The following is a 15,863-nucleotide window of genomic DNA, read 5'->3' on the forward strand; positions in this document are numbered from 1 at the left end:
CAATGATGTGTTAGATTAACTCACAGTAAATTACGATCAAAAAGTGTCTGGAGGGCATTTAGCACCCCGTACTTTACGTGGGAATAGGTCAAACCGCCTTGGAGATAGCCAATGTAAGGTTCGCGGATCGGAGCATCGGCCGACAATTCAAGGCTTCCTCCCTGGATAAACGTACCTGCCGCCATAATGACGGGATGTTCGTATCCCGGCATATCCCAAGGCTCGGGAACGACGTGGCTGTCCACCGCCGCTGCCAATTGAACGCCCTGTACAAAAGCAATCAGCTGTTCCGGGCGATCGAATACGACTGCCTGGATCAGATCCGTTCTCGGCGCATCCCACGCGGGACTGCTGGCAAACCCCGCCAATTCAAACATGGCCGCCGCAAAAATGCTTCCTTTTACCGCTTGTCCCACAATGGTAGGCGCCATGTACAGCCCCTGATAAATTCCGCGGGTCGTACCGAGCATTGCGCCGACTTCCGCTCCGATTCCCGGTGCCGTCAGGCGATACGCCGCCAGTTCGACCAAATCTGCGCGGCCGCAAATATACCCACCCGTCTCCGCCAAGCCGCCACCGGGATTCTTGATCAGGGATCCGGCCATCAGATCGACGCCAACTTCGGTAGGTTCGAGCTTCTCCGTAAATTCACCGTAACAATTATCCACGAATACAACGGCATCGGGACACATTTCTTTGACTTTACGTGTCATATCGCCAATTTCCGCTACCGTAAAAGGCAGACGCCAAGCATATCCCCGCGAACGTTGGATTCCGACGACCTTGGTGCTTGGCGTAATCTGCCGGGCCACTTCGTCCCAGTCGACTCCTCCGTCGCTAAGCAGAGCCGCTTCCTTGTAGCCGATTCCAAAATCGGCAAGCGAACCGGTTCCGTCGCCTTTTTTGCCGATTACTTTGTGCAGGGTATCGTAGGGAGCGCCGGTGATATACAGCAGTTCGTCGCCGGGACGCAGCACGCCGAACAGCGCCGTCGAAATGGTATGGGTACCCGAAGCGAAGTGAGGGCGTACCAGCGCAGCTTCGGCTCCAAACACTTTGGCATACAGCTCGTCGAGCACTTCGCGTCCCCGGTCGTTATAAGCGTAGCCCGTTGAAGGGTTAAAATGATAATCGCTGACTTTGCATGCCCGGAAAGCTTCGATCACTTTCCACTGATTGTGTTCCACAACCTCATCTATGCTGTCAAAGCGGGGTCGAACCCGTGCTTCCGCTTCGTTTTTCCACTGCTCGATTCGTGTATCAAATGTTCTCATTTTTATATTCCGTCCTTCTGTTTCGCAAAAGTATCCGTTAATCGGACCTGCCCGACACTGCCGTTACCGATCATGTCAGACAGGAAGCTGACGCTTCCCATCATTAACGCGTTATTCCTGTGTAAGATTGTCTCTTTACTACCCAACAGAATGTTGTCCCACGACAGACTTTCCCGCTTCGGAAGAGGCGGGAAAGTCGCGGAACTTTTTTAAATTTTATATTCTTCGAGCAGGTATTCATACTTTTCCGACTCGCCTTTATGCAGTCTCACTTCGTACACCACATCTTCTTCCTCGAACTCTTGGGACACCACTTCGCCCAATTTGTAGAGCTGGGCAGACAAGTCGCCGCGGGAAGCCGGAATGCGGTAGCTTACCGTACCTCCGGTCAGTTCATCCTGCAGACGATTCAGCAGCCTTTCCATATCCGTTTCGCTGTAGGCGCTGATTCGCAGATTCGATTCGTCTTCCGGAAGCAGCTCCAGCTGCTCAGGCGTACAGAGATCTTTCTTGTTGTACAATCGGATCTGCGGCTTGCCTCCGGCTCCGAGTTCTTCCAGAATTCGGTCCACGACTCTCATCTGGTCATCCAGCATGGCCGCGGAAGCGTCTACAACATGCAGAACCAGATCGGCTTCGTTTACTTCTTCAAGCGTTGCCCGGAAAGCAGCGATCAGATTATGCGGCAGATTCTGGATAAAACCGACCGTATCGGTCAAAATGATCTCGCGGCCGCCCGGCAGCTCCAGCATTCTCGACGTCGGATCAAGAGTGGCGAACAGCTGATTCTGCACATACACGTCGGCGTTGGTCAGCTGACGCAGCAGCGTCGACTTGCCTGCATTGGTATAACCGACCAGCGCGACTTGAACCGTTCCGCTTTTTTTGCGGCGCTGCCGCTGCAGGGTACGGTGTTTCTCCACTTCGCCGATCTGGCGGCGCAGTTCGTCGATCCGTCCGCGAATATGCCGGCGATCCGTCTCGAGCTTCGTTTCGCCGGGGCCCCGCGAACCCAGTCCGCCGCCGAGCCTCGACAGATTGCCTCCTTGTCCCGCCAGGCGCGGCAGCAGATAGCTGAGCTGCGCCAATTCGACCTGGATAATACCTTCGCGCGTTTTGGCACGCTGGGCGAAGATATCCAGAATCAGCTGGGTCCGGTCAATAATTTTCAAATCCAGTTCTTGCTCCAGATTGCGAACCTGCGCTCCGGAAAGTTCCTGATCAAAAATAGCGGTATTGGCACCCAGTTCGTCCGCCAGCATTTTCAGTTCCTGAACCTTCCCTTTGCCGATAAACCATTTCGTGTCTTTCTTCTCTTTGTTCTGCGTAAGAGTCGTCAGCACTTGGACTCCTGCGGTTTCGGCGAGTGCAACCAACTCTTCCAGCGAATAAACCGGATCGATACCCGAACGCTTCACTTCATCGGTAACGAGACTCACCAAAATGGCGCGCGGATTCTCTTCCGGAGTCGTATCGTATGTTGTTGTATTCTGCATGCTTTTGTTCTCCTTCTATTCCTTAGGGTTTCGGACCTTTCATTATCGCCGATCAGCTGTCGACTGGCAATGACGGCTTATCGAACAGCCATTTGGTAAAAGCAAGCATTTCGCGTCCGCGTGTCTGCCACACATTCAAAGCTTGGGTCGGAGCAAGCGCAAATTGGGGATCTTCGTAACCCAAAAACTCCGCAATATCCAGAGCTCTTGCTCCATGGAAGCGATGGGTCACGATCGTGGCGTCCCGCATATCGTGCTCTTGCATAATCCTTTTGCTGAACAGCAGATTTTCGTACGTGCTTGTCGCTTTGTTTTCCAGCAGAATCCGTTCTTTCGGTACACCGCGCTCTTCCAGATAGGCAGCCATGCCTTCCGCTTCGGTCAATCTCATCTGCGGATGATCGAGGCCTCCGCTGACGATCAGCATCGGATACTCTTCGCGCCGATAGCCTTCGTAAGCGGCTTCCAGTCTTTCCTGGAGCGCCGGACTCGGTTTGTTATCCCAGAGACTTGCTCCCAGCACAATGCCCACGTCCGTTTGGCGGTTATGACCCAGGGTCATCCCCTGACCGATTCGGATCTGAATATACAGCGTCCAGCAGGCAAACAGAAGGATACCGGCTACAATCGCAAGAAGCAGGCGCTTCTTCCAACGGCTGCCGCGGCTTGATTGCCGCTTAATCCCTTGCACGGGTCCTTCTGTACGAAAATCTCCTGTCGGCTCTTGGTTTCGCACGTTCATTGACTCCCCTTTCACCCGACACCGCGGTCAACGTTCAGACCTTCAGCGCCGAAGCCGGGAACAGCCGTCTGCGATGTTCGATCGAAAGCCGGAAATAAGGAAAAGCATGGGCGTCGATCATCCGCAGCAGCCCGTGTGCCGTCTTGGTAGCCAGCGCATAGTCCGCTTCCGTAATGACACCGCGCCGAAGCGCGTCGTCCAATTCGTCTTCATCCAGCAGAAAGACGGTTCCGTCTCCCAACACCACGATGTCCAAATACAAGTCGTCAAACCAGGGCACTCCCTGATCCGTTACGCCCTGCGATTTGCAGATATCGATGTACCACTCTACGACTTCTCTTTTCTCGTTAAACATGGTGGTGACGATAAAGTGGGCATCCTTGGGAAAATACTGCAGCCAAGAATAGCCTTTGTCGGCCACGCAAAACGTGAGTCCCCCATACGTTTTCATCAGCGGTTCCTTCAGCTTGAGCATGTTGTACAAGGTTACGTAGCCCGTAAAACGGCGGCTGTCGATATACCGGCACAAGAATCTCCGGTCGGTTACGCGCCGCCAGTTGGCTCTGTCAGCAAATTTACGTTTCATAGGGAACCGACCCTTTCCATTATTCCATTTGAATCAAGCTTATCACATTCTTGGGCCACTTCACAAAAGAACTGGCTTGCTCCTGCTGTACATTACCCGATTTAAGCAAAAAAATGCGCAAAAAAGCTCCGGAAAGCCGTTTTCGGCTCCGGAGCTCGCTTGATTGGAATGTTCTGGAAGGGGTGAAACGATGCCAAACCGCCGTTCTTTGCATCCGATCGGACCTTTTTTAAGGCTGCGTGGTCGCGTCGCCCTGGGTTCCGTCCGTAACCTCACCGGTTCCCGGATCGGTCGTCTGGACGTTTGGGTCGGTCGGAGGTTCGGTTGTCGGATCGGGCTGCCCTTGATCGGCGGGAGCATCCGGAACGACGGTGCCCGGAACCGGCTCGTTCTCCGTGCCCTCTTCGGGAGGTGCCGTTGTTCCCGGATCGGTCGTTTGGCCTCCCTCACCGTTATTTCCGTTATTTCCGTTGTTACCATTATTCCCGTTATTTCCATTATCCGATTCGCCGCCATTGTTGCCGTTCCCGTTTTCACCGTTGCCCTCTACGATAGGAGGCACAGTTTCTTGATCTTCATCGACCGGCGGCGGTGTCTCTTCAATTTCCTCGGGCGGAACTGTCTCTTCCGGTACAATCTCTTCCGGATTGTCCTGAGCAGGTACGGTCAGACTAACCGTATTGGAAGCCGCGGACTCCACGACCGGTTCTTCACCCGCCCGATAGGCGGTAACCGCGTAGCTGTAAGTCAATCCGGCCAATGCCCCCGGATCTTCCGCCGAAGCGGACATCAGACCGTCGGAGAGCATCGAAGGCTGGGCTTCGGACGATTCCTGGCGATACAGACGGTAGCGGACATTGTCTCCGGCTACCGGCTGCCAGGACAGAACGATTTTCTCGCTGCCCACATCGTAGGAAGCGACAAGCCCTGTCGGTGCGCCGACCGGCTCGGCAGGTGCAGGCGGTTCGGGTTCCGGCTCTTGGACGACCGGCTCTTGGGCCGGAGCGTCCGGGGCTTTGAAGTCGGTAACCGGCGTTCCTTCAAGAGCTTGGCTCATGACGCGGGCGAACATCGAGGCGGCAAGGCCGCTGCTGTTCTTGAGCATATGCTCGGCATCCGGTTTGTCGTAGCCCATCCACACGGCTCCGGTCCATTCCGGCGTATACCCGACAAACCAGACATCGCGGTTGGCGCTGTTGCCGTCGATCCCGCTCTGCGTTGTCCCTGTCTTCCCGGCCAGAGGACGACCGATATCGGCTTTTTTGCCTGTACCGTCGGTAATGACGCTCTGCATCATTCGCGTCATGTCGTAAGCGGTCTGATCGCTCATGACCGACTTGGAGTCGTCGATTCGGCTGTAGATCTCGATCTCGTTCGAGTCTCGAATCGACTTGATTGCATACGCTCCGACATAATTGCCGCCGTTGGCGAACGAGTTGTACGCCTGCGCCATTTCGAGTGTATTGGTCCCGCTGCTGAGACCGCCGAGCGCAAGGCTCAGGTTATGGTCTTTCTCGGTCAGAGGAATACCGAGCGACTCCGCAAACTGGAAGCCGGTCTCGACGCCGATCTGATTCAGCAGCCATACGGCCGGAATATTGATCGACTCCGCCAACGCTTCTTTCATCGAAACGGATTGGCTGTACCCGTGCAGGTTTTTGGGGCTGTATTTGCCGAAACTCTGCTGTTCGTTGCTCAGCTGCGAATCGACCGTAAACTGCCCCGACTCAAGCGCAGGCGCGTAAGAGGCGATCGGCTTGAACGCCGAACCCGGCTGCCTGCGGCTGTTTACGGCACGGTTGAAGTCGCCTTTATGGTAATTGCGCGCGCCCAAGATGGCGACGATACTGCCGTTCTGGTTGTTCGTGATCGTCATGGACGCCTGTACGGGCTGATCGTCCGGACTTTGCTCGAACAACGAGTCGTCTTTGAACGCGTCTTCCAGACTTTGCTGGGCTTTGGCGTCCATGGTCGTATAGATTTTGTAGCCGCCGCGGTTCAGATCGTCCTCGGTCAACGCCGTGGCGTCTTCGGCTTCCTGCAGCACATAATCGATAAAAGCCTGATAATGCGTTTCTTTGGTTTCCGGCGGCGTGTACTTGTAATCGACGGCCGCCGCTTTGTCTTTTTCCGCTTCCGTAATGTATCCCTGCTCATACATAAGCTGGAGCACCACGGCGCGGCGTTCTTTGGACTTGTCGGGATTGGCAATCGGATTGTAGCGGGTCGGAGCTTTTGGCATAGCCGCGAGCGTCGCCATTTCCCACAGCTTCAGATCATTCAGATCGCTTTTGCCGAAGTAGCGTTGGGAAGCGGCCTTGATCCCGTAATATTGGCCCCCGAACGAAATCCGGTTGAGATACATCGCCAGGATTTCTTCTTTTTTGAACTCGCGTTCAAGCGCCAGGGCAATCGATACTTCCGTCGCTTTGCGGAAAAAGGTTTTGTCCGCCGACAGGAAGATATTTTTGGCCAGCTGCTGGGTAATCGTGCTGCCGCCTTCGACGGCGGAACGCGCGATAATATCCCGCACGGCTGCGCGTCCGATCGATCGCAGATCGACCCCGGAATGCTCGAAGAACCGCTTGTCTTCCGTTGCGACAAAAGCATCCTGGAGAAGTTTCGGAATATCCGCGCTCTCCACTTCTTCGCCGCGCTGGATTTTGATCTCGCCGATCTGCACGCCCGTCCGGTCGTAGATGACCGTCGGTGCCTTGATATCGATCTTGTCTTTGTTTTCCGCAAGGATCTTCTCGCCGTTGATGGTAATAAACAGATAGCCGCCAAGTGCGCAGAGCACCGCTAGAGCAGCCGTGAAAAACAGAGTCCAAAACACGCGTTTTCCCGTAATTTTTTTCTTTTTCGGGGACGTTTTCTTTTTCGCAGTCGTCGGAGGTTTTTTGCCTCCGCCGTTCCCGCCGCTTCCGCTTCCTCCGGTCGTCCGGTTGGAGCGGCTCAGTTGTGGGTTAGGCATGATGGTTTGTGACACCCCTTTTGCTTTCTTTGCAGCCGTGAACGTTCTCCGCTGCTTTGTTCGCTAATGAAAAGAACAACCCGTGAAGGTTGCTCCTATTCGCAAGCTATTGGTTTAGACGTAAGGATACACGAAAAGTTTCAAGAATGGCCATTACAGGTTTGTCATCCCTTCGTTACCGCTTGGGGCTTCGACAGATCCGTGCGGCGGCCAAAAAACCGGCACAGCCGGTTTATCCGATTACTCTCCGGTTGCGCCTTCCTGCTGAGCCAAGGAAACGTTGCGTTGCGGCATAAACGTCGAAATGGCGTGTTTGTACACCATCTGCTGGCGTCCGTCGCTGTCGATGACAATCGTGAAATTATCGAAGGCTTTGATCGTGCCCCGAATTTGAAATCCGTTGGTCAGGTAAACCGTGGCAGGGATATTCTCTTTGCGCAGTTGGTTCAGGAACGTGTCTTGAATATTAATGGATTTGTTCATAACCGGTACCCCCAATTGTCATTTTACTGTCATTTTTGTTTAAAAATCGGAGCCGAATCTTCCTGTGATTATACCATGAATCTTCTCGTAACTTGCAAAAAAGTTTTCCGTTTCGGAAACGTCGACCCAGTGGATGTCCGGCATATGCCGGAACCAGGAAAGCTGCCGCTTGGCAAAATGGCGGGTGTCTCTCTTCAGCCGGTACACCGCTTCTTCCAGCGAGCAGCTGCCGTCGAGGTAAGGCCAGATCTCTTTGTAGCCCAGACCCTGCATCGAGACCATGTCCGGGGTGTATCCCCGCTCCCGCAGCGCTTGTACTTCTTCGATCAGCCCACTATCCATCATTTGGTCGATTCTCTCTTCAATACGGTTATATAGCATTTGACGGTCCATTGTCAAACCGATCAAACATAGGTCGTAAGGCGTGGTCTTTTTCTGCTTGGCCAAGCGTTCTGACAGGGTTTCTCCCGTCAATTTGTGAATCTCCAGCGCACGGATCACCCGGCGCGTATCATTGGGATGCAGCCGCTCCGCCGAATCCGGGTCGATCGCCCGAAGGCGAGAGTGCAGCGCTTCGTTGCCGCAGGTTTCCGCGAAAAGCGCCTGCTCCTGACGAAAGGCTTCGTCGGCTCCGCTCTCCGCGAATTCGTACCGGTAGCAGAACGATTCGATATAGAGGCCCGTACCGCCGACGATAAACGGAAGACGGCCGCGCTGAGCAATCTCCGGGATAAGCGCATCGCAGCGTTCCTGAAACTCGGATACGGAAAACGGTTCGTCGGGCTCATGAATATCGATCAAGTGATGCGGAACGCCTTCCATTTCGGAGTGCGAAATTTTGGCCGTACCGATATCCATTCCCCGATACACCTGCATCGAATCGCCCGACAGGATCTCGCACGAAAAAGCTTTGGCCAGTTCGATACTGAGTTTGGTCTTGCCGACCGCCGTCGGTCCGATCAGAACGAGCAATTTGGGCTTGGCATCGGCCGGTTGTTGTTCGGTCAGACTTGTTTCAATCAATGGGAATCACTCCGTACGTAATTTTGGCATGGTTGCGGCCGTCAGACGAGAAGCCGAGCCGCTCCATTTCTCCGCTGCCTTTCTTTTCTTTCAGGACAACCGTTTTGCGGGCCACCCGAACCGCTTCGCGAATGGCGTCTTCGCTCAGCGGCCGGGCATCGGCAAACGCCCGCAGCGGCGAGATCGCCGACAAGTCGTACACCGGCTTGCGGAACATCGGATCGAAATACACGATATCAAAACTGTCGTCCGGCAGCGAACGAAGGTAAGACAGGTGGTCGGCATGAATCACTTCCACGCGCCGCATGGCTGCAGTCACGGAAGGCTTCTCGACTTCGTAGCTGGCCAATCCTTCTTGCAGCAGCACGGACAGCTCCGGCGACGCTTCCAGCGCGCAGACCCTGCCTTTGGGTCCGACGCGTACGGCAAATACCAGCGAATCGGTTCCGAGCCCGGCCGTACAGTCGAGTACGGAGTCTCCCTCGACGGCGCGGGCGGCATCGATCATCGGATCGGGTTCGCCTTTGAGCAGCCGTTTGGCGCGCACATACCCCATGCTCGGATGATATTCCAGCACGGGTTGATCCGCGCGAAACAAACGGACTTTGCCCTGGGTCACAATCAGCACCGCGGACGCGCCGTATTTCGGAAATAGATTGGGAATCGAAGTTCGGCTGCGGGGCACCAAACGAATGCCCGACTGCTCGGCTATCTTCCGGGCCCGGTTCAATTCGGCTTCGGCAGGCGAATCGCCGGTCGTTACGATCATCATGAACAATGTTCTCCTTTGGAAAAACCGAGCGGCGGGCTTTGGGAAGACGCCGGTCGGTTCGGTTCTTTTTTGGGGTAGAGCTTCCAGGGAAATGAAATTCCGCCGGAAGAACGGACCTTCCCCCAGTTGATTAGATCGCTCCCGGGTTATTTTCGAAACGGGTTGAAGCGTCCCGTTTCGAAAATTGGATTAAAGTCGCTTGGGGATTGGGGGAAGGTCTTACATCACCCGTTTAAACAATTTCTCCAGATCGTAAGTCGAAAAAGAAACTACGATCGGTCTGCCGTGAGGGCAGGTATAAGGCTGTTTGCACCGGCTCAGGCGTTCGATCAAGGTCTGGGCCTGGACGTCGCTCAAGCGCTGATTGGCTTTGATGGAAGCTTTGCACGAGCAGAGCGTGGACGCTTTCTCGCGCAGTTTGGCCAGATCGATGGCGCGTTCGCTGAGAACCCACTCGGCCATTTCTTCGATAATGGACTGTTCGTCTCCGGCCGGGAACCAGTGCGGATAAGCCGTGACGCGGAACGTCTGGCCGCCGAACGGCTCCATATAGACGCCGGCCTGTTCAAACCAACCGATCCGGTCGCGAATCTTGGCGCTCTCGGCCGAAGTGAACTCGATGGTAATCGGGAGCAGCAGTTCCTGCGAAGCCGCTTCCGGCTGCCCGAACTTCTCGTAATAGTACTCGTAATTGATCCGCTCATGCGCCGCATGCTGGTCGATCAGGAACAAGCCTTCGTCGTTTTGCGCGATCAGATACGTGCCGTGATGCTGCCCGATCAAAGTCATTTCCGGGAAAGCGGGACGTTTCGGCGCCTCGCCCCGGGTATAGAGTTCGGCCGCGCGGGCCAGCGCGGCGTTCTGAGCGGCCGGCGCGGCGGGGCGGCTGCCTTGGGCGCCCGAAGCGGCGGGCCGGCCGGAACCGCCGGAGGCTTCGCGTCCTCCGGCGTAACCGCTGCTGCGGCCGCGCTCCCGCAGCTCCTGCGGGAGCGGATCGCGCCTGCCGCCTTCGGCCGGATAAGCGGAGGGCTGCCCGGCGGACGCGGCAGCGGACGCTTCGGAGCGCGGCGCAGACTGCGCTCCGGGTTCCGAGGCGCGCGGCGCGAAGCGCGCGCCGGCACGGTCTTCGGAAGCGGCCGCAGGCGCTTGCGGAAGCGAAGCCGGCTGCGCAGCGCCGGCCGGTGCGGCCGCAGGCTCGCCCGGCACGAAATCGTCGGCATCGTCCGACGGTTCGGCCCGGCCCGGCGCAGACGCGCCGGACGACAGAGCGGGCGCGGATGCACCTTGCGGCTGCTGTGCTGCAGATTCACCGATCAGCTCTTCCCGTTTCGGGAAATGGAACTGCTCCTGGATCATGCTGCTGCTTTTGCCGATCCGCTGGTTGATCGCTTTGGGAATCAGCACTTCGCGGGCCAACGCGGCGCGGATCGTATCCTGGACGAATTCGGTCAGCTCCGCCTCCTTGCTGAAGCGCACTTCAAGCTTGGCCGGATGCACGTTGACATCGACGAGCGAAGGATGCATCGCCAGACGCAGCACGACAAGCGGATGCCGCCCGACGGGAAGCAGCGTATGGTACGCCCGCATGATCGCCTGGTTCAACACATGGCTGCGGATATAACGGCCGTTCACGACCGTCGTGATCGCGCTGCGGTTCGAACGGGTGAAGTCCGGCAGGCTGACGAATCCTCCGACGGAAAAGTCGAGATTCTCGCCTTCGAGCGGCAGCATCGCTTTGGCGCTTGTCGTCCCGTACACCGCCGCAATCACCTGGAGCAGGTCGCCGCCGCCCAGCGTCTGGAGCAGCGAGTTGCCGTTGTGGCGCAGCGTAAACGCCACATCCGGATTGGACAGGGCCATCCGGTACATATAATCGGAAATATGCCCCAGTTCCGTCTGCACCGTCTTCATGTATTTCAGTCGGGCAGGCGTATTGTAGAACAGTTCCCGTACGCGAAAATCCGTTCCTCGCGAAGCGGGCGCGTCTTCGTTGCTCTTGAGCGTCCCGCCTTCGATAACAAGCCGGCGTCCCGCTCCGTCTTCGCCGCAGGCGGTCAGCACTTCCACCTTGGCGACCGAAGCGATACTCGGCAGCGCTTCGCCGCGAAATCCCAGGCTCGTGATCTGGAACAGATCCCGGCCGCCCGAAATTTTGCTGGTGGCATGCCGGTAAAAAGCCGTCTCGCAGTCGTCCGGTTCGATGCCCGAGCCGTTGTCGGTTACCCGGATCGAAGACAGTCCGCCTTCTTCCGTCCATACGTCGACTTTGGTCGCTCCGGCGTCGATCGCGTTCTCGACCAGCTCTTTGACGACCGAAGCCGGCCGTTCCACCACTTCGCCGGCCGCGATCTGGTTGGCGATATGTTCGTCCAATACTTTGATTCTGGCCATATGAGTTCTCCTTTCCCGTGCGATTGTCGACGGTTATCCCAGCCGCTGCGCTTCCAATTTCAGTTCGTTCAGCATCTGCATCGCCTGCAGCGGCGTCAGATTCATTACGTCGATTTCCCGGACGCGCTGAAGCATTTTTTTGACTTTCGGATCTTCTTTGGCCGGGACGGGCACGGCCTGCGCCGTTCCTTCTTCTTCGCCGAAGATCGAGAGCTGCACTACGCCGTTATCCGGCCGCTTGGCAGCGGGCGGTTCTTCCGGCGTATCGGTAACAGCCGGAATCTGGGCCGGGCGCGTACCGGCAGCGGCCGAAAATTCCGCCGGAGCCGGTTCGCGCACTTCTTCGGACATGGGTTCGGCCGCTTGGCTTGCCAGCGGAGTATACGGGCGCTTGCCTTCCTGTTCAACGCCGCCCACGGTGACAACCGCAGCCGCCTGCTCGAAGCCCTGCAGCAGACCGTAAGCCCGGTCGATGATACTGCCCGGAAGCCCTGCCAGACGGGCACAGTAAATGCCGTAACTCGTACTGGCCGCTCCCGCGACCAGTTTGCGCAGGAAGGCAACATTGTCTCCGCTCTCGCGTACCGCCATACAATAATTCCGCAGACGTGGCAGACTTTCTTCCAGATGCGCGAGTTCGTGGAAGTGGGTCGAGACAAGCGCTTTGCAGCCGATCGACTCGTGCACATGCTCGATCACCGCTTGGGCGATCGCCATGCCTTCGCTGGTGGAAGTTCCCCGCCCGAGTTCGTCGATGATAATCAGACTGTCTTTTGTCGCCTGCTCGGTCATGACCTGGATATCCGCCATCTCGACCATAAACGTACTTTGACCGCCGACCAGATCGTCCGCCGCTCCGATCCGCGTGAAGATACGGTCAAGCAGAGGGACGCTTGCCCGGGACGCCGGAACGAAACATCCGATCTGCGCCATGATCGAGATCAAGGCAACCTGGCGCATATACGTGCTTTTGCCGGCCATATTCGGCCCGGTAATCAGCATGATATTCGCGCCTTCCTGCGCCAGATCCGTGGCATTGGCTACAAACGAACCGCCTTCCATTACCGCTTCGACAACCGGATGGCGTCCGTTCTCGACCGTCAGGTCGTAACCGTCGTGCAGCTGCGGACGAACGAACGACTTTTCCGCGCTCGCTTCCGCAAAAGCCTGATACACATCGATTTCGGCTACCCGCTCGGCCAGCGCTTTGAGCCGGGGAATCCTCTCCGCGACTTTCTCACGCAGTTCCAGAAACAGTCCGTATTCGAGATCGGCCATTTTCTCTTCCGCCTCGAGAATCAGCGACTCTTTTTCTTTCAATTCGGGGGTGATGTAACGTTCGGCGTTGGCCAGGGTCTGTTTGCGTTCGTAGCGGCCTTCCGGAAGTTGGTTCAAGTTGGCGCGCGTCACTTCGATATAGTAGCCGAATACTTTGTTGTACCCGACTTTGAGCGAACGGATACCGGTTACGCGGCGTTCTTCGGCTTCGAGTTCGGCGATCCAGCGCTTGCCGTTGACGCTCGCTTCGCGCAGCTGATCCAGATGCTCGTGATAGCCTTTGCGAATCAGTCCGCCGTCGCGCACGGATACCGGAGGTTCGTCGGTCACCGCCGCGGAGATCGCTTCCGCGAGCTCCGCGCATTCGTCCATCCGGTTCGCCGTTGTCCCAAGCGTCTGCGAACCCGAGTCCAGGCAGATCCGTTTGAGATGGGGGATCTGCAGCAGCGAATCCCGCAGCGCGACCATATCGCGGCCGTTGGCGCTGCCGAAAGCGACCCGTCCGACAAGCCTCTCGAGATCGTAGATTTCGTTCAGGCCTTCCTGAATATCTCCCCGCAGGATCAGATCGCGGTGCAGCCGTTCGACCGCTTCCAGACGATCTTCGATCGAACTGCGCTGAAGCAGCGGCTTGTCGATCCAGCGGCGCAGCGTCCGGGCGCCCATCGACGTTTTGGTCCGGTCGAGCAGCCAGAGCAGCGAACCTTTCTTGGAGCGTTCGCGCACCGTTTCCGTCAATTCCAGATTGCGGCGGGTGAACGAATCCAGAATCATATAATGATTCGGCTCGTAGACCGAGATTTTCGTCAGCTGCCCCAGCGCTCTCTTCTGGGTTTCCGCCAGATAAGCGAACAAACGGGCGATACAGACACGGCGCTCCGCGTCGAGACGGGCCCAGACGGCTTCGCCGAACTGCTCCCGCGCTCCTTCTTCCCGGCTCTTGTCCCAAGGCGTGCAGACCAGGCGCCGCTCCATTGGAGCGATCTGCGCGGAGAGCAGGTCCAGCAGCGCAGCGTCGCCGATCGCTTCGGACGGTTGGTAAACGCCTACTTCGCCTTTGATCCATTCTTCATTGTCCGGCGCGGATGTGACATGCAGATCGCCCGTCGACAGATCGCAGGCCGCAATCGCCGTCATGCCGCCGCTGCTGGTTACGCAGACGAGGTAGTTGTTCGATTTCTCGCCCAATGCCCGGCTTTCCATCAGCGTGCCCGGCGTCACGACGCGTACGATCTCGCGGCGCATCATTCCCCGGCCGGCCCCCGCTTCTTCCACCTGTTCGCAGATAGCGACTTTGTAGCCTTTTTCGATCAGACGCTGCACATACCCTTCGGCCGCATGATAAGGGACTCCGCACATGGGAGCCCGTTCTTCAAGCCCCGCGTTTCGTCCGGTCAGCGTAATCTCCAGTTCCCGCGAAGCGGTAACGGCATCGTCGAAAAATATTTCATAAAAGTCCCCAAGCCGGAAAAACAGGATCGCGTCCTTGGCTTCTTCCTTGATCTTGAGATACTGTTCCATCATCGGCGTTAACTTGGCCATGATTCCCCTCCATCATCGTGCCTTCTTTTCTCTCCCTGATTATAACAGACTTCCGGCAAAAAGCGCGCGAATGCGAACGTATGTTCATTTTATCATCAAATGATCCACAAAAAACAGCTCGAATTCCAACCCTATCTCGCTGTATGCATCAAAAAGAGGTCGGTAGACGCACCGCCCTCTTCCTTTTGAACATTTTCGGCAGCCCTGTTACCGACCCGCTTCATTCCCCTGCTTTTCACGTTACATGCGGCGCCTTGTCTTTTTTGGACATGCCCAAGTAGCGGTTGAGTTCCCGGCAGAGCTGCAAAATCGCCGAGCGTACCTCGAACTCTTCGCGGGTATCCGGCAGATTCATTTCTTTGAAGCGCTCTTCCAGCTCCCGGAGCATCTCGGCGGCTCTGCCCGTATAATACTCGCTTTTGACATCGCGTTCCAACCGGTCGAACAATTCCGCCGTCAGCTCCGCCTGGGAGATCTGCCGGTAGACCTGCGAGACCAACTGCGCCATCGTCTGGATCGATTCCAGCTGCTGCTTGCGCATGTAGAAATACACGCTCCAGAAATCGTCGGCTTTTACGACCTGATTTTCCAGGGAACGCCTTGCCAGGGTTAGTCCTTCTTCCACTTTTTTGTCCGCTTCGATCAATTCCCGGCCGTCCCATACATAGTCCGGGTTGCGCAGGGTACGGGCAAATTGGGCGAAGATCCGCGAGAAACATTCGTCCGCTTCGCTGCGGATCTTCGACAGCTTTTCTTCCGGATTCGGCATATAGATCAGATTGACCAGCATGGCCGAACCCAGACCGATGACGAGAAGCTGGAGTTCCGTCCACAGCACCGGCCAGGAGATTTCCCCCGCGTTAAACACATGGAACACAACAACCGCATTGGTGACGATTCCGCCTTTGAACGAAGCTCTGACGATAACCGGAAAAGCGATCAGGATATAAAGCGGAATGACCCAGTAGTGAAAGCCGAGTCCCCCAAACAAGACACAGGCAACCGCCAATCCGACGATCGAAGCGAAAAAGCGGTCCACGACCGTTTTGATACTTCTTTTGATCGTCGTGTCGAGTCCCAGGATCGCCAGCAGTCCCGCCGAAGTCGCCGACGGAATCCCGACGAAGTGCGCAATCATCACCGCGGCAAAAGCCGCAAACGCCGTTTTGATTACGCGAAAGCCAAATAGGCCAGCCATTGAATCCCTTCTCCCGTTTTCAGAAACGTTCACTGAATTTTAGAAACTCCCATACTCCTTACATTTCTGTGCGGAGACAAAAATCCCGCCGTTCCTCGGAGGAA

The 15,863-nt window shown here is 56.6% G+C and carries 11 protein-coding genes; all 11 read right to left on the reverse strand.

The genetic code is table 11. The features are described from left to right. Window positions 1-20: 20 nt before the first annotated feature. Window positions 21-1,274 (reverse strand): methionine gamma-lyase family protein, encoded by a 1,254-nt coding sequence (locus HRQ60_RS01600; protein WP_172193883.1) that lies wholly within the window; start codon window positions 1,272-1,274, stop codon window positions 21-23. Window positions 1,275-1,483: 209 nt separating this feature from the next. After that, window positions 1,484-2,770 (reverse strand): GTPase HflX, encoded by a 1,287-nt coding sequence (hflX, locus tag HRQ60_RS01605; protein WP_172193884.1) that lies wholly within the window; start codon window positions 2,768-2,770, stop codon window positions 1,484-1,486. Window positions 2,771-2,822: 52 nt separating this feature from the next. Next, window positions 2,823-3,506 carry a YdcF family protein gene (locus tag HRQ60_RS01610; protein ID WP_343044580.1) on the reverse strand — a complete coding sequence of 228 codons (684 nt, stop codon included), beginning with the start codon at window positions 3,504-3,506 and terminating at the stop codon, window positions 2,823-2,825. 40 nt (window positions 3,507-3,546) lie between these two features. Beyond that, entirely contained in the window at window positions 3,547-4,098 is a 552-nt protein-coding gene (locus tag HRQ60_RS01615; RefSeq protein ID WP_037288804.1) for a ribonuclease FAU-1 family protein, read from the reverse strand. Window positions 4,099-4,327: 229 nt separating this feature from the next. Further along, complete coding sequence (locus tag HRQ60_RS01620; protein ID WP_172193886.1) at window positions 4,328-7,072, reverse strand: PBP1A family penicillin-binding protein; 2,745 nt, start codon at window positions 7,070-7,072, stop codon at window positions 4,328-4,330. A gap of 240 nt (window positions 7,073-7,312) precedes the next feature. Then, a complete protein-coding gene (gene hfq, locus HRQ60_RS01625) occupies window positions 7,313-7,555 on the reverse strand; it encodes an RNA chaperone Hfq (protein ID WP_172193887.1) in 243 nt (80 codons plus the stop codon). 39 nt (window positions 7,556-7,594) lie between these two features. Then, window positions 7,595-8,578 carry a tRNA (adenosine(37)-N6)-dimethylallyltransferase MiaA gene (gene miaA / locus HRQ60_RS01630; RefSeq protein WP_246281000.1) on the reverse strand — a complete coding sequence of 328 codons (984 nt, stop codon included), beginning with the start codon at window positions 8,576-8,578 and terminating at the stop codon, window positions 7,595-7,597. Next, entirely contained in the window at window positions 8,571-9,350 is a 780-nt protein-coding gene (locus tag HRQ60_RS01635; RefSeq protein WP_343044581.1) for a class I SAM-dependent methyltransferase, read from the reverse strand. Before HRQ60_RS01635 ends, miaA begins: the two co-directional genes overlap by 8 nt. Window positions 9,351-9,569: 219 nt before the next feature. Next, window positions 9,570-11,741, reverse strand: coding sequence for a DNA mismatch repair endonuclease MutL (gene mutL / locus HRQ60_RS01640; RefSeq protein ID WP_172193888.1), 2,172 nt, complete (start codon window positions 11,739-11,741; stop codon window positions 9,570-9,572). A gap of 33 nt (window positions 11,742-11,774) precedes the next feature. Continuing rightward, complete coding sequence (mutS, locus tag HRQ60_RS01645; protein WP_172193889.1) at window positions 11,775-14,561, reverse strand: DNA mismatch repair protein MutS; 2,787 nt, start codon at window positions 14,559-14,561, stop codon at window positions 11,775-11,777. Between the two features lie 235 nt (window positions 14,562-14,796). After that, on the reverse strand, window positions 14,797-15,759 hold the full coding sequence (locus HRQ60_RS01650) for an aromatic acid exporter family protein (protein WP_172193890.1): 963 nt from the start codon (window positions 15,757-15,759) through the stop codon (window positions 14,797-14,799). Between the last annotated feature and the right edge of the window lie 104 nt (window positions 15,760-15,863).

It is taken from the genome of Saccharibacillus qingshengii, from assembly GCF_013185195.1.
GTDB classification, from domain to species: Bacteria; Bacillota; Bacilli; order Paenibacillales; family Paenibacillaceae; genus Saccharibacillus; species Saccharibacillus qingshengii.